This window comes from Thermococcus litoralis DSM 5473 (assembly GCF_000246985.2).
GTDB classification, from domain to species: Archaea; Methanobacteriota_B; Thermococci; order Thermococcales; family Thermococcaceae; genus Thermococcus_A; species Thermococcus_A litoralis.
Genome location: NC_022084.1, coordinates 746881 through 764239, shown reverse-complemented (window position 1 = coordinate 764239; position 17359 = coordinate 746881). Strand labels below are relative to the sequence as shown.

General features: G+C 42.4%; 17 protein-coding genes and 3 pseudogenes. 12 read left to right on the top strand and 8 right to left on the bottom strand.

What is annotated here, in order from left to right:
- Positions 1–76 precede the first annotated feature (76 nt).
- A complete protein-coding gene (locus tag OCC_RS04235; protein WP_004067736.1) occupies positions 77–1381 on the top strand; it encodes an NAD(P)-dependent malic enzyme in 1305 nt (434 codons plus the stop codon).
- Here the strand turns inward: OCC_RS04235 and dph5 are convergent.
- The gene (gene dph5 / locus OCC_RS04230; RefSeq protein ID WP_004067738.1) at positions 1367–2161 is read right to left on the bottom strand and encodes a diphthine synthase; all 795 of its coding nucleotides are present in this window, start codon (positions 2159–2161) and stop codon (positions 1367–1369) included. The two genes, OCC_RS04235 and dph5, sit on opposite strands and share 15 nt — an antisense overlap.
- Positions 2162–2279: 118 nt before the next feature.
- Between dph5 and bpsA the strand changes: the two genes are divergently transcribed.
- The 4 genes and pseudogenes from bpsA to OCC_RS04210 all read left to right on the top strand — a co-directional run bounded on the left by bpsA (position 2280) and on the right by OCC_RS04210 (position 4335).
- Positions 2280–3332 carry a N(4)-bis(aminopropyl)spermidine synthase gene (gene bpsA, locus OCC_RS04225; RefSeq protein ID WP_004067740.1) on the top strand — a complete coding sequence of 351 codons (1053 nt, stop codon included), beginning with the start codon at positions 2280–2282 and terminating at the stop codon, positions 3330–3332.
- 78 nt (positions 3333–3410) lie between these two features.
- Positions 3411–3719: pseudogene (locus tag OCC_RS04220) on the top strand (metal-sulfur cluster assembly factor); the annotation flags it as partial.
- A 74-nt stretch (positions 3720–3793) separates the two neighbouring features.
- Complete coding sequence (locus OCC_RS04215) at positions 3794–3997, top strand: ferredoxin (protein ID WP_004067743.1); 204 nt, start codon at positions 3794–3796, stop codon at positions 3995–3997.
- A gap of 158 nt (positions 3998–4155) precedes the next feature.
- Positions 4156–4335, top strand: a complete 180-nt coding sequence (locus OCC_RS04210; protein ID WP_004067745.1) for a ferredoxin — start codon at positions 4156–4158, stop codon at positions 4333–4335.
- Positions 4336–4498: 163 nt separating this feature from the next.
- On the opposite strand, the gene OCC_RS04205 is transcribed toward OCC_RS04210, so the two are convergent.
- Positions 4499–5671, bottom strand: coding sequence for a nicotinate phosphoribosyltransferase (locus OCC_RS04205; protein ID WP_004067753.1), 1173 nt, complete (start codon positions 5669–5671; stop codon positions 4499–4501).
- Between the two features lie 54 nt (positions 5672–5725).
- The gene (locus OCC_RS04200; protein ID WP_004067755.1) at positions 5726–6073 is read right to left on the bottom strand and encodes a 6-pyruvoyl trahydropterin synthase family protein; all 348 of its coding nucleotides are present in this window, start codon (positions 6071–6073) and stop codon (positions 5726–5728) included.
- A 26-nt stretch (positions 6074–6099) separates the two neighbouring features.
- Between OCC_RS04200 and OCC_RS04195 the strand changes: the two genes are divergently transcribed.
- Together OCC_RS04195 and metG are read left to right on the top strand one after the other, a co-directional pair.
- Positions 6100–6330: a hypothetical protein gene (locus OCC_RS04195; RefSeq protein ID WP_004067759.1), complete on the top strand. Its 231-nt coding sequence runs from the start codon at positions 6100–6102 to the stop codon at positions 6328–6330.
- Positions 6331–6493: 163 nt separating this feature from the next.
- Positions 6494–8677: a methionine--tRNA ligase gene (gene metG / locus OCC_RS04190; protein ID WP_004067761.1), complete on the top strand. Its 2184-nt coding sequence runs from the start codon at positions 6494–6496 to the stop codon at positions 8675–8677.
- Here the strand turns inward: metG and OCC_RS04185 are convergent.
- The 5 genes from OCC_RS04185 to OCC_RS04165 all read right to left on the bottom strand — a co-directional run bounded on the left by OCC_RS04185 (position 8674) and on the right by OCC_RS04165 (position 13358).
- The gene (locus OCC_RS04185) at positions 8674–9510 is read right to left on the bottom strand and encodes a helix-turn-helix transcriptional regulator (protein WP_004067763.1); all 837 of its coding nucleotides are present in this window, start codon (positions 9508–9510) and stop codon (positions 8674–8676) included. The two genes, metG and OCC_RS04185, sit on opposite strands and share 4 nt — an antisense overlap.
- A gap of 11 nt (positions 9511–9521) precedes the next feature.
- Positions 9522–10667: a coiled-coil domain-containing protein gene (locus tag OCC_RS04180; RefSeq protein ID WP_004067766.1), complete on the bottom strand. Its 1146-nt coding sequence runs from the start codon at positions 10665–10667 to the stop codon at positions 9522–9524.
- 117 nt (positions 10668–10784) lie between these two features.
- Positions 10785–11519, bottom strand: a complete 735-nt coding sequence (locus tag OCC_RS04175; protein WP_004067767.1) for a sulfite exporter TauE/SafE family protein — start codon at positions 11517–11519, stop codon at positions 10785–10787.
- Between the two features lie 62 nt (positions 11520–11581).
- Positions 11582–12346, bottom strand: coding sequence for a sulfite exporter TauE/SafE family protein (locus tag OCC_RS04170; RefSeq protein WP_004067769.1), 765 nt, complete (start codon positions 12344–12346; stop codon positions 11582–11584).
- A gap of 13 nt (positions 12347–12359) precedes the next feature.
- Positions 12360–13358 (bottom strand): M42 family metallopeptidase, encoded by a 999-nt coding sequence (locus OCC_RS04165; protein WP_004067771.1) that lies wholly within the window; start codon positions 13356–13358, stop codon positions 12360–12362.
- 334 nt (positions 13359–13692) lie between these two features.
- Here OCC_RS04165 and OCC_RS04160 point away from each other — a divergent pair, with 334 nt between their 5' ends.
- The 5 genes and pseudogenes from OCC_RS04160 to OCC_RS13140 form a co-directional block, all read left to right on the top strand.
- On the top strand, positions 13693–14853 hold the full coding sequence (locus tag OCC_RS04160; protein WP_171814834.1) for a DUF4932 domain-containing protein: 1161 nt from the start codon (positions 13693–13695) through the stop codon (positions 14851–14853).
- Between the two features lie 35 nt (positions 14854–14888).
- Positions 14889–15347: a hypothetical protein gene (locus tag OCC_RS04155; RefSeq protein WP_171814833.1), complete on the top strand. Its 459-nt coding sequence runs from the start codon at positions 14889–14891 to the stop codon at positions 15345–15347.
- A gap of 406 nt (positions 15348–15753) precedes the next feature.
- Entirely contained in the window at positions 15754–16320 is a 567-nt protein-coding gene (locus tag OCC_RS04145; RefSeq protein ID WP_004068222.1) for a TATA-box-binding protein, read from the top strand.
- A gap of 30 nt (positions 16321–16350) precedes the next feature.
- A pseudogene (locus tag OCC_RS13090) lies at positions 16351–16503 on the top strand (histone deacetylase family protein); the annotation flags it as partial.
- Positions 16504–16631: 128 nt separating this feature from the next.
- Positions 16632–17353: pseudogene (locus OCC_RS13140) on the top strand (histone deacetylase family protein); the annotation flags it as partial.
- Between the last annotated feature and the right edge of the window lie 6 nt (positions 17354–17359).

The following is a 17359-nucleotide window of genomic DNA, read 5'->3' as shown; positions in this document are numbered from 1 at the left end:
TTGAACACAAAAATGTCAAACAAGAGCATGGAAAGAGTTTAATTGAAAGAGGTCTCACAAGATAGGGGATGAATTCATGAAGATTAGCGAAGAACAAAGAAAAAAGCTTGGGAAGGATGCTCTCAATTACCATCGAAACAACTTTCCCGGAAATGGAAAAATAGAGGTTATTCCAAAGGTTAAGGTTGAGGACTTCTATGACCTAAGCCTGGCATACACCCCGGGTGTTGCTGAGCCCTGTAAGGCTATAGCAAATGGAGAAAGCTATGAAGACTACACCTCCATACCAAACACCGTGGCTGTGGTAACGGATGGCTCCGCGATACTTGGGTTGGGGAACATTGGAGTTTTAGCTGGAATGCCTGTGATGGAAGGCAAATGCGTTCTCTTCAAAGCCCTAGCTGGTGTGGATGCGTTCCCTATACTGGTAGACAGTAATGACGTAGATGAGATTGTGAATACAATTAAGCTGATTTCGAAGGGCTTTGGAGGCGTAAACTTAGAGGACATCTCCGCTCCGAGGTGCTTTGAAATCGAAGAGAGGCTCAAGAAAGAGCTCGACATCCCGGTTTTTCATGATGATCAACACGGCACGGCTGTTGTAACCCTCGCTGGTTTAATGAATGCACTCAAGCTTGTTGGGAAGGGCTTTAGTGATATAAAAGTCGCCATAAGTGGCGCTGGTGCTGCAGGAATCGCTATAGCAAAGCTTCTGCATTATGTAGGGGTTAGGGAAATAGTGATGGTTGACAGAAAAGGGATAATCCACGAGGGAAGGGATGATTTAAATCCTTACAAAAGGGAAGTTGCAAAGTTCAACATCCACAACATTGAGGGAGACCTTTCAAAGGCGCTTGAGGGGGCTGATGTATTCATAGGTGTAAGCGCTGGAAATATCATCAGCGAAGAGATGGTTAGAAAGATGTCAGATGGTGCAATAGTTTTTGCAATGGCGAATCCGATCCCGGAGATTATGCCTGAAAAGGCCAAAAAAGCCGGGGCAAGAATAGTCGCAACAGGGAGGAGTGATTATCAAAATCAAATCAACAACGTCTTGGGCTTCCCGGGAATTTTTAGAGGAGCTTTGGATGTTAGAGCGAGGGAAATTACTTTGAACATGAACATAGCCGCAGCTGAGGCTATAGCGAGCTGTGTGAGTGAGGAAGAACTGTCAGAAGACCACATAATCCCCACTCCACTGCATCCTGAAGTGTATCCAAAAGAAGCAAGGGCAGTTGCGGAACAGGCCATAAAAGACGGAGTTGCAAGGAGAAAAGTTAGTGGGGAATGGGTGGAGGAGCATACGAGGAAGCTGAGGGAATTTTACCAGCGTTACATTGCTCCAATAAACAGAGAGAGAAAAAAGCTAAACTTCCTTTAATACCTGCTCAGGAGCATCGGCAAAGGCTACCAAGTATTCTGCCTCGACTATGTGCAGCCTTCCGGGGACTATTAAAACGTGAGGCTGCTTTCCAAAGTCTTCTTTTATCATGTCTTTTACATAACCAGCTTTGAGCGTTGGATTTAGGGAACCTGCTCTTGCAAGGACAACCACAAATGTGTCTTCGGTAAAAACTCCATCTTTTTTCTTCTCCTCCACTTGAAGGAGAATCTCCATAGCCTCGTTGGCGGTCATGTACTTCCCTTCTGCTGCTTTAATGTCAAGGAAGAGAAGCGTATGAAGACCACGTTCTTTGTTTTCTTTGATCGTGTCATAGTGGCTGGTTGGGAACCAGTTCTTTTCCGGGTAGGCAACGGTGGCGCTCTTCCCAAATTTGTAGATTTGAAGTCCGGTTATGGCAACGGCAGAGTAGATAGATGGAGCATGGATAACGTAGCTCTCTACTCCCATCTGCTTTGCCCTTATCCTTAAGTCCGCATGAGTTGTTGCTACCATCGGGTCTCCAGCCGTGAGAAAGGCAACATCTTTGGTTTTCGCCTCGCTGAGGACTATCCTCTCAAAGTTCAGCTCAACGTCTTCTCTGTTTAGTAGTCTTATTGGTCTTCCTATCTGTTCTTCTATCTTTTTTATGTCTGTTCCAGCTAATAGAGAGGTGTAAAATTCTGCAAACACCAAATCGCACTTTCTCGCTATTTCCAGGCCCTTAAGGGTAATGTCCTTTTCATCGTAAAGTCCCAGTCCTATGAAATATATCGGCATTTTTCTCACCTCTTTTTCTTAATGAAAGTAGGGCTAAAAATTTATTCCAAAAACTTTAAAATAGCTTTTCGTGAACTTCTTTCGACGGTTTTGATGAAAGTTAATGGAGGGAGCGGAGATGAAAGCGATTGTTGAGAGAGTTAGAGAGAAAACATCAATACCCGTTTATGAGAGAACCATTGAAAACGTGTTGAGTGCAATTCTTGCGAGCAGCGATCCATGGAGGGTAGTAGACCTTAGCGAAGAACCACTTCCTCTCGTGGTTGCAGTGGTTGAAGCGCTTCACGATTTAGGCTATGTGGAGTTCAAAGATGGGATAATCCTTACCCAGAAGGGGAAGGAACTTGTGGAGAAGTATGGAATCGGAAGGAGAGAAGACTACACCTGCAGCCACTGCCAAGGAAAAACAGTTGAACTTGATGCTTTTAGAGACCTCCTTGAGGAGTTTAAGGAGATAGTGAAAAACAGGCCCGAGCCAAAGCATGAGTTTGATCAGGCATATGTAACTCCCGAGACAACAGTTGCAAGGGTAGCCTTGATGCATACGAGGGGAGATCTTGAAAATAAAGAGGTCTTTGTCCTTGGAGATGACGATTTAACGAGCATTGCTCTAATGCTTTCGGGCCTTCCAAAGAGAATTGCGGTTCTTGATATTGATGAAAGACTCACAAAGTTTATTGAAAAAACTGCGGAGGAAATCGGCTACAGTAACGTGGAGATATTCACCTTCGACCTCAGAAAGCCTTTACCCGATTATGCCTTAAGGAAGTTCGATACTTTCATCACCGATCCTCCCGAGACAGTCGACGCTGTTAGGGCTTTTGTTGGAAGGGGAATTGCAACACTAAAGGGTCCAGGATGTGCAGGTTACTTTGGGATTACAAGAAGGGAAAGTTCAATTGACAAGTGGCACCAGATAGAGAAGCTCCTCATAACGGAGTTCAACGTAGTTATAACGGATATAATAAGGAACTTTAATGAGTACGTCAACTGGGGATACGTTGAGGAAACGAGAGCGTGGAAACTCTTACCAATAAAGATCATGCCTACGTACAACTGGTACAAGAGCTATATGTTTAGAATTCAAACCATCGAGGGATCCAGAGGTTATGAAGAGGAAATCACAGTTGGTCAAGAACTATATGACGACGAGGAAAGCTCAACAACTTGATTCTTTTTCCACATTTTTGTTCCATAAGGTTTAAATTTGTTGTTTAGAAACTTTTTTCAGGTGAGGAAAATGAGTGAAAACGCTAAGATCACAAAGGAAATGATTCTTGAAAAGCTCAAAGAAGTGATTGACCCTGAAATTGGAATAGATGTTGTTAATCTGGGACTTATATATGAGCTCAAGATAAACCCTGACAACACCGTTTATGTCAAAATGACCATGACAACTCCAGGGTGTCCTCTTACTATGTGGCTTCTTCAGGCTGTAGAGCAAAAAATTCTCGAAATTCCTGGAGTTAAGGATGCGGAAATAGAGCTCACATTTGATCCGCCTTGGACTCCGGACAGAATAAGTGAAGAGGTCAAGAAAAGGTTGGGGATGATCTGAGTAATTTTCTAACTAATCTAATAGTTCGAAACCTTTATATCATAACCTTTGTTATATTGACATGGTGGTATCAGATGGCCCAGTGGAAAGTTAAGGTTGATCAAGATGTTTGTATCGGAGATGCTATCTGTGCAAGTCTCTGCCCAGACGTTTTTGAGATGAACGATGAGGGAAAGAGCCAACCAAAAGTTGAGATTATTGGAGAAGATCTCATTGATTGTGCCAGAGAGGCTGCCGAAGCTTGTCCTGTAAGCTGTATATACATTGAAGAGATTTGATGCTTCTGTTAATTCTCTATTTTTCTTGTTCTTCCTTTTCTTCTTTGATCCCAAGCATTGACCTCTTTCTTTAGAATGTGTAGTATAACCTTTAGTTTGAAAAAGATTTTTAAACTTAGCTTTCCCTCTATTTTTGAAGCTCTTTGGAGGTGTCGGAAATGAAGGTTAGTGTTGATAAGGACGCATGCATTGGATGTGGAGTTTGCGCAAGCATCTGCCCAGATGTCTTTGAGATGGATGACGATGGAAAAGCTAAGGCACTTGTTGCTGAAACCGATCTCGAATGTGCAAAAGAGGCAGCAGAGAGCTGCCCAACAGGAGCAATTACAGTCGAATGAACTTCTTTCCCTTTTTATTGGCTTCTCCTTCTTTAAAATTTGAGTTTTTGGGTGTTAATGGTTTTTGAGAACTTTGACGGTCAGAGCCCCCACCAAGCATCACAGCTAAGCTCAGGGATTAAGCGGGCTCTTCATCATCCCGGGGATAAAAACGAGAAAAAGGCTATTCAAGTGTTAACCCAAACTTCTTTGCCTGCTCAAGGACGTATTCTCTGATCTCCCTCGCCTTTGGCAGTTCTGCCACTATTTCCCCGTTCTTAATGAGCGGCTTTAGAAGGGGTTCAACTTTCGCTCCACAGACTGGGCACTTTTCAAGCTTTTTCTCTGCTGGAACTCTATGGTAGTGACCGTTCTCACATCTATAGATTTGCTTTCTCCCGCTCAGCTTTCCTCTTTTAGTTATGGGCTTCCCTTCGACCTCAACGATATCGAGCGAGAAGTCTATTGGTTTTGCACTTGCTATGCTTCCCCCGACTCCAAAGGCATCAGCTATGTCAGCAAGCTCTTTAATACTTTCCTCATCCAGCCCTCCGCTTAAAAATATCTTAACGTGCTCGTAACCTCTTAAATCCAGCTCCCACCTTACCTCCTCCACTATGCGTTTGAAGTTCCCCCTTCTTGAACTTGGTGTATCGAGTCTCACTGCAGCTAGCTTTTCTCCCAAAGCTTCAGCTGCCATTAAAGCCTCTAGCTTTTCATCGCAAAGGGTATCAACGAGAGCTACTCTTGGAACCTCCTCTGGCATGACCTCATCGAAGTATTTCCATGCCTTTACTTGGTCACCAACCGTTAGGACTAATGCATGAGGCATTGTTCCTACAGGCTTTTCTCCGATCATCTCCGCTCCTAAAACCCCACTAACTCCATCGCAACCACCTATGAAGGCACTTCTATCGATCATCGGTGCTATTGCAGGGTGCATGTGTCTTATACCGAAGGAATAAACTGGTTTAAACTTTGCAGCCATTTTGACCCTAAGGGCTGCTGTTGCTATTCCACTTGCTTGGCTCAGCATCCCGAGCAGTGCGGTTTCAAAGATGCCGAATTCCTCATAGTAGCCTTCAATCTGCATTACAGGCTCGTATGGATGAAATATTGTCCCTTCCGGCATTGAATAAACGTTTACCGGATGTCCTTCCAAGAGCTTTGCCACTTCCTCCACTCCAGCTAGGACTCCCCATTTCCAGCCTTTTGGAAGAGAGGTTGTTGATATATCAGCAAAAACTTTTTTGTGAATGCCTTTTTCTTCCAGTATCTTCTTAGTTCTGATAAAGTAAACATCTGTGGTTTTTCCTGCTTTTATCTCATCTTCATGTGCTATGTAGAAATCTTTCATTTTCTTCACCTCTAATACCTCTATTCCCATAAATTTTAGCTTTTTGGTAGGGCTTTAAAACTCAAACTCAACTCCATTTTCGTATCCTTCCCACAGAACGACTTTATGCAACTTAATATCTTCGGGCAGGCTTTTTCTAACTCTTTCAGCAATCCAGAGGGCGATGTTCTCAGTTGTGGGGTTTTCGAAAAGCTTGTTTAGATTTTTATGCCTTAAAGGTGCAATGGCATTGTCTAAAATCCTTCTAAGCTCCAGAAAGTCCATTATGTAGCCTTCTTTTATTTCTCCTTCAATGAAAATTTCGCCTCTGAAAGTGTGCCCGTGAATCTCTTCAAGTTCTCCATTTATCTTTACCGCATGGGCGGCATCAAAGGCGAACTTTTCTCTAATCCTCGCTTTCATTTTTCCCACCGAAAGAGTTTTGGGTTTTGATAGTTAAAACACTTTGGTGCGGGATTGAGGTTCCAGCACAGAGGGTTGTGGCTGGAGGGTTGATAATTTATGTTGATAAGGAGAGCTTTTTCAATCTCTTAGAGCTTAAAGAGAATCCTATGGTGGTGACTGGCGAGCTCTCTTCATCCGGCTTTGGTTTGAAACAGATTAAAGTCACAATCATGCCTTTTGAGGGGGGCTTTGATCGTTTACAGAGGGGAAGTTGAGTTGCCTGAAAAGTGTATAGTCATTAAAGCCTCGGAGATCAACATGGGCAAGTGATTATGCAATAGCAGATATATTTTCACATCTAGAAAATAACTCACCGTAATATTTAAAATTGGCGAGAACTTATAAAGGGCAGCAAGTTAGTTCTTGGAGGTGGTAGAGATGAGATTCACCGTAACCTCTGCATTGCCTTACGCCAATGGTCCTATACATGCAGGGCATCTAGCTGGGGCGTATCTTCCAGCAGACATATTCGTGCGTTATTTGAGGCTAAAGGGAGAAGACGTTATTTTCATATGTGGAACAGACGAACATGGCACCCCGATAACTTTCAGAGCCTTAAAGGAAGGCAAGAGTCCAAGGGAGATAGTAGATTATTACCACGAGCACATCAAAACTACATTTGAAAGGGCAAAGATAAGCTTTGACTATTTTGGGAGAACTGAACTTCCCGTCCACTACAGGATAAGTCAGGAGTTCTTCTTGAAAGCCCTTGAGAATGGACACCTTGTTAAAAAAGTTGAAAAGCAGGCTTATTGTGAGCACGACAAGATGTTCCTACCGGATAGATACGTTATTGGCATCTGCCCCTACTGTGGCGCAGAGGATCAGAGAGGTGACCAATGTGAGGTTTGCGGTCATCCCCTTACCCCAGAGAAGCTCATAAACCCAAGGTGCAACATATGTGGAAATCCAATCACATTTAAGGATTCTGCCCATTACTACATAAAAATGCAGAATTTCCAAGAGAAGCTTAAAGAGTGGGTTTTAAGCCAGAAACACTGGAAGCCAAACGTCAGAAATACGGTCCTGGGATGGATCAACGAGGGTCTGGAAGAGAGGGCAATAACGAGGGACCTTAACTGGGGAATTCCGGTACCTCTTGAAGATGAAGACGTCAAAGGGAAAGTCCTTTACGTTTGGTTTGAGGCACCGATAGGCTACGTCTCAATAACCGTTGAGTACTTTAAGAGGCTTGGAAAAGAAGAGGAGTGGAAGAAGTACTGGCTTAGTGGATACGACGGCGAGACAAGAGTAGTTCACTTTATCGGAAAGGACAACGTTCCCTTCCATGCAATATTCTGGCCAGCGTTCTTAATGGCCTATGGCAAGTATAAAGATGAAAAAGGTGAGTTTGACTGGCTTCTGCCTTACGACATTCCCGCAAACGAGTACCTAAACTTAGAAGGCAGGAAGTTCTCAACCAGCAGAAACTGGGCTATATGGGTGCATGAGTTTCTCGATGCATTTCCTGCAGACTACTTGAGGTATTACCTAACCGCCATAATGCCAGAAACGAGGGATAGTGATTTCGGCTTTGATGATTTCAAGAAGAAAATTAACGAAGAGCTTGTAAATAATCTTGGAAACTTCGTGCACAGGGCACTCACTTTTGTTAACAGGTATTTTGATGGAAAGGTTCCAGAACTCGGGGAACTTGATGACCTTGACAAGAAAGCATTTGAGGAGATAGAGAAAGCTTTTGCAGAGGTTGGTGAGTTAATATCAAAGTACCAGTTCAAAGAGGCTCTTAAAAGGGTAATGACGCTTGCAATATTTGGCAACCAGTACTTTGACTATCAGAAACCGTGGAAGACGGCTAAAACCGATAGAATTAGGACTGGAACAACCGTAAATGTGTCTCTCCAAATAGTTAAGGCATTGGGTATACTCCTTGAACCCTTCCTTCCGGACGCAAGTGAAAAGATATGGCACCTCTTAAACCTCGAAGAAGTTAAGAAATGGAAGTTTGAGCCCCTTGAAGCCGGACACAAGGTCAGAAAAGCTGAGATCCTATTTAGAAAGGTCAGCGATGAAGATATAATAGCATACATAGTTAAGTACATAGGCAGAGGCAATCCAGAAAGTGCTAGAATTTTGCTTGATAAGTACTACAAGATGGAGGATGTTGTTAAGGTAGCAAAAGAAAGACTTGGGGATGAAGCTGAGGTAGTCTTGAGGAAGATTTATGGAGAGAAAGTAATGGGGTCAAAAGAAAAGCAGAAGGAGGAGAGGAAGATGGGTTATGTGAAGTTTGATGAATTTGCCAAGCTCGATATAAGAATTGGGAAGATAATCAGCGTTGAGGACCATCCAAATGCTGACAAGCTCTATGTTGTCAAGGTCGATCTGGGAGATGAGGTTAGGCAGCTTGTGGCAGGTTTGAAGGCATACTACAAAAAGGAGGAGCTCCTCAACAAGTACGTGGCAGTTATTACGAACTTGGAGCCAAAGAAGCTTAGGGGAATTGAGAGCCAAGGAATGCTCTTGGCAGCGGATGACGGAAAAACCGTTGCCCTATTAACACCAGAAAAAGATGTAAAATTAGGGGCAAAGGTTCGTTAAGGTTTCAATTCTACCCAATTTTCTTTCCTCCCTTTGATTATTCTAACAAGTCCCTGTCTTTCGAGGCGCTTGAACATTCTCCACGCTGTGGTTTTGGGTATTCCCAAAGCAGTTCTAACCTCCGCTTGGCTTGCCCTGCCTCCCTTTTCTAGTATGTAGAGCAAAGCCCTCTTTTCATCTTCATTTAAGTTAAAACTTTCAAGTTTTTTCAAAAATTCGTCCCTGTTTATGTGGAGCTTTTCCTTTGGAGCCTCTTTTCTTTTTCCTATTGTCAAAAAGCCGGAAATGGCTGTTATCAAGACCGCCAAAAATGCCAAAACTGGAAAATAAAAGTCCTTCCTGCCCTCTTCGGCTGCAAATTCAAGAGTGTAGGAGATACTCTGGTTTCCAGGAGGCATTGTAACCACATTGGAGGCTATTTTAAGGGGGAGCTCGGATAAATCAACCACAACGGCATTTTCAGGAAGAATGACGTCAAAGGGATATTCCATTGAGACGTTAATAGTCCACACTAATCCTTCTTTATACGTCAGATCGGGAGTGTAGTAGGACACATCCACGACTTGAGCATTTTCCACATAAATGATGAGCGATTCATTATAGACTTCAAAATTAAGGGGATTGCCGTTTTCATCAACAACCTCCACACCTTCATAGTTTTTCCCTAAAAGCGGTAGGCTGATTTGAGAGGTGTATTCATCTGGAATCAGCTGGTAATGGATCTTAACGTAACCATCGGTGTAGATCGTCAGCTCCACCTGTGAAACTGTAAACTGGGCACTGACAACGGGCAGGAGAATGAGGATGCTTATTAGAGCAAAGGCACGTTTCACTTCTGCACCCCCTAAGAGTTGGCCCTTATGAATTCCTCCACCTCTGCGAGAAGCCTTTCAGCTCTCTGAATATGGACGATGGCGTTGCTGATATCGTTGCGTTTTAATGAAACAATTGCCGCAGAAAGCTCATTGACGGCTCCTTTGAGCTGCACCTCAGCTCTTGCTGTATTTATTCCCTTCTTCTTTAGAATTGCAATTGCGGTTGTATCCTTTTTTATCCTCTCTCTCAGCTCTTCTAGGGTTTCTTTTATGTTCATGCTCTCTCTTCTAACTCTTTCTATCGTCCTAAAGAACTTCTGTATTTGGTGGGAATTCTCTCTGATTACCCCTAATGCCTCAATCCATTTTCCTTCTTTTGCTAAGCTCTCGACCTTTATGTAGATGTTTTTTATCCTCTCTATGCTCTGCTCGGCCTCTTCCACATTCATTCCCCTTGTTTTTGCGTTTTCTACCATTACCTCAGCAGCTGCAATACCCTGCTTGGTCTTTACCAAGAAAGAATTAACGATCCTTTCAGCATTCCTCGAAGCGAGTTCTCTGAGCACTTTTTCTAGTTCTCTATTGAGTTCAGCCCTTTTCATTCTAGCAATTTCCATGTTTCTTTTCGCATCTTCTATCTTTTTTGCTTTTAAGGCTTCAAGGACAGTTCTATAAGCATCTTTGGTCTCCTTGTAGGCTTTTATCAGCCCCTCCGTGTTAACTCCTTCCTTTTCAGCCACTTTTATGACCTTCTCTACGTAGGAGAAAGATGCAATAATCCTCTCGGCTTCCTCATTCATCTGCTCTCTCAACATTTCTGTACTTTCCGTTTCTTTTAATCCCCTGAGAATTTCTTTATAATATTTCATAGCCAATAAGGCATCCCGGATCGCATTTTGATACTCTCCATTCTGATATTCTAGAGAAGCTTTTTCTCTGAGGTCTTCGGCTTTTTTGTAGTTCTCTAAAGTATTCTGGGGCAGCTTATCCTTTATGGGTCTTATCCTTGATTCTACAAATTCGCTGAGTTTGGTCAGCTGAGCTATTAGCTCTCCTGCCATACTCTCGTTGCTCTGCTCCTCTAGATATTGGCCGTTGCTTTGGTTTTGGGCAATGCTAATAGGGATTAGTCCGCCTATTAAAACAAGGATGATCCCGAGAGCACTAAACTTCATCACTCTCACCATCGTTAATATGATCTTGACATACTTTAGGAACCCGGTGAAACGAAGGTTTCAAGCTGTTCCAAAGCTCTTTTTTAATTATGGGGAAGAAGTTAATAAATTTAAGGGCTAAATTAACATTTTAACTCCAATCAAAATGAGTATAAGAGCAAACCAGCGTTTTAGTTTCTCTGGATGCAAAGTGTGGGCACTTCTCGCCCCTAGGTATGCTCCTATTACCAGCCCTGGAGCTAAAAGAAGTGCCGTTTCAATGTTCACATTTCCTGCCTTAAGATGTCCATAAGTTCCAGCGAGAGCTGTGAAAAATAGTGCCACACTAGATGTCCCGATAGAGTACCTTACGGGTATATCAACAAGAACATGAAAAAGGGGGACGTTTAAAATCCCTCCGCTTATTCCAAGCAGACCGGATACAAAACCTGAAAGTACACCCACTATGGGAACATTCTTGTAGTTTATTTTGAGGCTTTCCCCATGATGGGGTTTTGAGGGAGTTGTGGCCATCTTATATGCCAGGTAGAACAACAGCATTGAGAACATTCCTCTTAGGAGGGATTCGTGTAAAAATGTTGTCACATGGGCCCCAATTAGTGCGGCTGGCATTGAAAATGCCTCTTTAATTACCACCACTTTAAAAAGAACTTTTCTCTTTTTAATGTGGGTATAAGCGGAAGCAAGAGAACTAATTGCTATGCAGGCAAGACTTGTCCCAATTGCAGTATGAATAGGTAATCCTATAAAAGTAAGCGTTGGAACTATAAGAAACCCACCACCGACTCCAAAAAGTCCAGCTATTGTCCCTATTGCAAACCCAATGATGAAATCGACGAGATACTCGATCATGAAAAAAGTTCGCAAAATCACTTTAAATCTCTTTTTCTCCTAAAAAAGTTAATAACAAAAACTCAAGGAACTGGGTAGCCAAGTCCTTTGAGGATCATTCTGAGGGCTAAGAATGCCATCACAACAGCGAAAGCTTTTGTTAGGTTGCTTGCCTTGGTTCTTTTCGCTATCTTTGCCCCTAACTGAGCCCCAACTATCAACCCCGGTACAAGTAGTATTAGCCACTCAACTTCAACGTTCCCGAGCATATAGTGTTTAAAAGCCCCACTTGTAGCAGTAAATACTATGGCAAAGCTTGAAGTTGCCACGGCATAGTGTATCGGCAGTCCCATGTAGGTTAGGAAAGGAACGTTTATCGCTCCGCCGCCTATACCAAGCAACCCGCTTGCTATTCCTGCTATGAATCCTCCGATAGGCACTATTTTATAATCCAGCTTTATCTGGCTCAAATCTACTTCATGTGGCTCTTTGCTCTTTTTGCGGTAAAGCCTTATTGCCACAAGGAATAGGACTACACCAAAAATGACCTTTAACTGGCTTGCACTTATATAACTCGTCATCCATGCCCCTATGTACGCTCCTATCACTGCAGTGCTTGCCAAGAGGAGACCTGCTTTGTAGTGTATTCTCCTCTGTCTGTGGTAGGCTATGGCAGAGCTTAGGGAAGTGAAAACAACGGCAGCACTTGAGGTTCCAACTGCGTGATGAATTTCAACTCCCAAGAGGTTTAGAGTTGGTACGATCAAAAACCCTCCCCCTAAGCCGAAGAGAGCTGCCAATATACCTATGAAAACTCCAACACCAAAATACCCAACATATTTAAGCAAAGAATCACCTCCGTTATTCAAGTTCAAACACTAGTGCTTCTATTAGCTTTATCAGGGCTTTGAGGTCATCTAAGTGGAGCATTTCCGTTTCGCTGTGGAGGTATTTTATGGGAACACTTAGAGCCAAAGTCTGGCTTTTGGCTTCAAAAACCGATGCATCAGTTCCTCCCCCGGTAACTCCGATCTGTATTGGAATGTTGTTCTTTTTTGCTATTTCAAGGGCTCTCCGTGCCAGAGATGGGGTGTAGATTGCTGAATTGTCAACAGCCCTTATTACAGCACCTTTTCCGAGCCTCACGTCTCCAGTAAGGAAAGAGCAGCATGCAAACGAATCTACAGCTATGGCGTACTTTGGTGAATATTTGTTTGCCAAAAACTTGGCCCCCTTAAGCCCTATCTCTTCTTGAACCGTAAAGGCAAAGATGTATTTTCCATCCAGATCATGATCAACAAGGTCTTTTATGGCCTCAATCAAAGCAACAACACCAAACCTGTCGTCTAAGGAACGTGTAGCGATGTATTTGTTGTTTAAGATGCTGAAGTGCTTTTTAAATACTGCAAAGTCCAAAACCTTTACTCCCATTTCTTCGGCTTCTTCCTTTGATTCCGCTCCAATGTCTATTTCGAGACTGTGCCAAGGAATGGTGTCGAACTTCCTTTCAAGGTTGAGGTGAACTGGCGTTACACCTATAACTCCGTCCAGCTCCCCCTTCTCGGTTATTACTCTTACATGCCTTCCCAAAAGAAGCCTATCATCTATTCCTCCAATTTTTCTGAACTTTAGCTTTCCATCATTGGTTATTCCTGTTATCAGGAGTCCAATTTCGTCCATGTGTGCCATGAAAATGGCCTTTTCTTCCCCTTCTCCAAGCTCTACAATAAGGTTTCCAATTGTATCAACCTTGTAGTCAGCGTAATCCTTTATCCATTCGATAACCTTCTCCCTTATCCTGCCCTCATATCCCGAAATGCCGGGAAGTTGAGTTATCTCTTTAAGCTCTTCCACAATCATTTCCTTCACCGAAAAATAAATGGAGGTAAACTACTTAAAGTTTTTTAATAGCGTTAAGATTTGCGTTTTAATGATTAAAGAGTCCTGATAATATCTGTGTGTAAAATACAAAAGTACAAAAAATGATTATGGCAGTTTCCGGTACTCATGCAAGAGCAGCAACGTCCTTTTGTTTAACTGTGGTTGTTAAATGAGGAATTGGTAAAAAACATAGGCATCTTCTCTTATTTGACCTTCCTTTTTCACAATTCTGTTAATTCCTCGTATTGTCGTTCAGAGTTAATGTTGAAAATTATTAAAAACAAATATGACAAATCAAATATGGGGACACACAGTGAAGTTGTCTAAGGCGGGATTGATAATGATTATTCTGATTGTAGTTGGAACATTTCCTGAAGGATACTCACAAACTGAGAATAAAGCTAGTATTATAGTTGAGATCAACCCAAATCTTGAATTGTTTGCAGCAGTTTACATTCTGGCCTTCAATGGGAGTGATTCGTTTATAATAGCACCCGAAGATTATGTTAACGATGTCTTGACGTACTTTGCCCCTTACAAAGAGCATGAGGCGGTCGAATACATTAGGAAAATTCTCGATAAGTCTTACCCGTATTACCACCGTGATAGTGTGATAATGGATTTAAGCACTAGACTAGTGGCTTTAGATTACCTGCCAAATGAGACTAATCTTGGCGATTTAAAGCCCCTGGCAGAGTTTGCCAAAGAGAGCAACTTCATGGAGTTTTACAAAGCTCACGAAAAAGAGTACTACAGCTATGTCCTTAACATCACACAATACTTAAAAATCCTTCCGAAAATGCACGAAAAGTTCTTTGGGTACACATATCACGAATATCGGGTTGAACTATCATACTCTCTCCGGATACATCCACACTCAAAATTTCAAGAGGAAAAAATTTACAGCATTGGATATGTGTATTCAAGAGGATATAATAAGGATGTAATATTTCGGGAGCTTATTACGATCTTTCACGAGTTTACTCATCCTTTCGTCAATGCCTTTTTGGGAAAAACTTATGGACTTTTTGAGGATAAGAACTACTACTTACATGAACTGAAAAACCGATTGCCCACGCTTACAGCTCATGATCCAGAGCATTTTGGATCATTTGAGAGATACCTTAACGAGCTTTTAACTGAAAGCATTGCCGAGTACATTGCTCTAAAGAGTGGAATTCCACAGGATCTTGTTACATTCAGAACACTCCAAATGGCTACTGTACTATACCCTATTCAAGATTTTCTTGGAGAATACGAAATCTTTGAAAAGATTAGGAAGGAAAATGAGACCCTATTTGAGCATGCTCCTACTATGGCTGAGCACATGGGCAAGTGGGCAACTCCCGAAAACATCAGTAAATACTTTAAAATGAAAACGCCTATTACAGTTGTTGAAGCAGAGGAGAGAATATATTATGTTGGAAGGGTTATTATTGTTTATGGTACCAGAATCCGGATAAGAGTGGAGTAGAGTATGACAAAGAAACTGCATACATGTTGAAAGAGATGTATGAGAAAGGATTTAGAGCTTATTACGGAGCTTCTCCTTCCATACTTGTCAAACCCGATGTGAATCTAACGAGTGAAGATTTTAAAGAGAATTTGATTTTGATAGGGGGTCCAGTGGCGAACAAAATCACAAGAGAGCTAAACACCAAGCTTCCGATAATCTTTATTTATAACAAAAGTTGGGAAGTAAAAAGAAACCCTACCGCTGTTCATGAGTTCCATGCTTTCTTAGTCTCGAGTGACAGTATAATGGAACTTTCTTTAAACGGCACAACACGTGCTATTGGAGTTTCACAAGTTGTCAGAAATCCCTGGAATGAAGATAACTTTATAATAGTCATAGAGGGAGTTGACAGGTATGGAACAAGAAGAATGCTCGAAGAGTTCAGTGGCTTGAGAAGTTACACCATTATAGGTGAGAGCTATCGAGAGATGGGATTTTATATGACGGGGTGATGTTCGATGTGTCTTTCTAATTTTGTGACTATCGTTAAGTTAAACACTGATGAGTGTTTACTTTTAAAACCTAACTCTCGACTTCTAATAGTTGACAGAGAAGTTGTTAAAGCAATTAAAGATTTAAACAATGCTCCAAAAGAAGTGGTAGAAGTTCTTACAAAAGAAGGATTTCTTACAAACTTAAAGCCGGAAGAAGAAGTTGCATTATTTTACAGTTTTTTAGAACAAAACGNANCNCAAATAAAAGGTAAATATAGCATTGCAATAACATACAACTGCAACTATTCTGTGGCTAGTAATGTTACTAAATGATCCCTACCAGTATCTGCAATTTTCACTAAACTTTAAAAACCTTTAAGGGATTATTTATAAAGGGTTTTTAAACCCAGTGGAGGTGTAAGCCTTGGTTGATATGAGCAATGTTGAACTTAGGATAGAGAACATAGTAGCCTCTGTGGATCTTTTTGCTTCTCTTGATCTTGAAAAAGTGATAGAAATCTGTCCTCACTCAAAGTATAACCCGGAGGAGTTTCCGGGGATAATCTGCCGCTTCGATGAGCCAAAAGTTGCCCTCCTTGTGTTTAGCTCGGGTAAACTCGTGGTAACTGGGGCAAAGAGCGTTGAAGACATTCAGGCAGCGGTTTCAAAGCTTGTTGAAATGCTCTCAAAGATCGGGACTAAGTTCACCAGAGCGCCGGAGATAGATATCCAAAATATGGTGTTTAGCGGCGATCTTAAGATGGAGTTTAATCTCGATGCTGTCGCTCTTGTGTTGCCAAATTGTGAGTATGAACCTGAGCAGTTCCCCGGTGTTATCTATCGTGTTAAGGATCCAAAGGCTGTTATCCTCCTCTTTAGCTCCGGAAAAATCGTGTGCAGTGGGGCAAAGAGTGAACACGATGCCTGGGAAGCTGTTAAAAAGCTCCTTCACGAGCTTGAAAAATACGGCCTCATTGAAGAGGAGGCTTAATCTCCTTTTTAACTTTTCTAGGGGATTTCCGTGGAGATTCTCTATTCCGAGGTCTTTAAAGAGCATAAACCTCTAAGATATCACCCTGAAAATCCAGAAAGGCTTGAGCTTGCTATAGAAGGGCTTAGGGAATCTGATTTGTGGAGGAACGTAAGGGAGCCTCCAGAGGCAGAGGTGGAGGAGCTTTTAAGAGTTCACTCGGAGGAATACGTTGAAAGGATAATAGAGCTCTCAAAAAGGGCTTCTCCTTTGTTGACCCCGACACCTATGTATCTCCAGCCACTTGGGAAGCTGCTCTTAAGGCTTTTGGGACAGCTGTTGAAACAGCTAGGCTTGCTCTCAAAAGGAAAGACATTTATCTTGCTCTTGTTAGGCCACCAGGTCATCACGCCGGTAGGAGGGGCAGAGCATTCAACGCACCAACTCTCGGCTTCTGTATCTTTAACAACTCCGCTGGAGCCGCCCTTGAGATTAAAGATGCTCTTGGAGATGCAGTTGTAATAGACTTTGATGTCCATCATGGCAACGGCACCCAGGAGATTTTCTGGGAAGATAAAAACGTCATGCACATAGATATCCACGAAGAGGGTATTTATCCGGGGAGCGGAGGGATTTACGATATCGGGGAAACGGCGCAGAGGGGAGCAAAGTAAACGTCCCAATGCCGCATTATTCCAAAGATGACGACTACATCTTTGCGTGGAGAGAAATAGTGATTCCCGTTCTGGAAAACATTGAGCCAAAAGTTGTGGTGGTTTCAGCGGGCTTCGATGCCTTTAGAAACGATGGTCTTGCGACGATGGAGTTAACTGAGAGGTTTTATCACTTTGCCGGAGCCTCCCTTTCAAAGTTTAGCTTGGCTGTTGTTTTAGAAGGAGGATACAGCGTGGGATTAAGAAAGGGTCTTCCGGCATTTGTTAGTGGGTATCTTTCTAGAGAAGCTCCCATAGGGGAAGTCCGTCCAAGCCATGAATCCGTAAAGGTTGTTGAGGCTGCGAAGAAAATATACGGCAAGTGGTGGGAAATTAAGTAGAAAGAG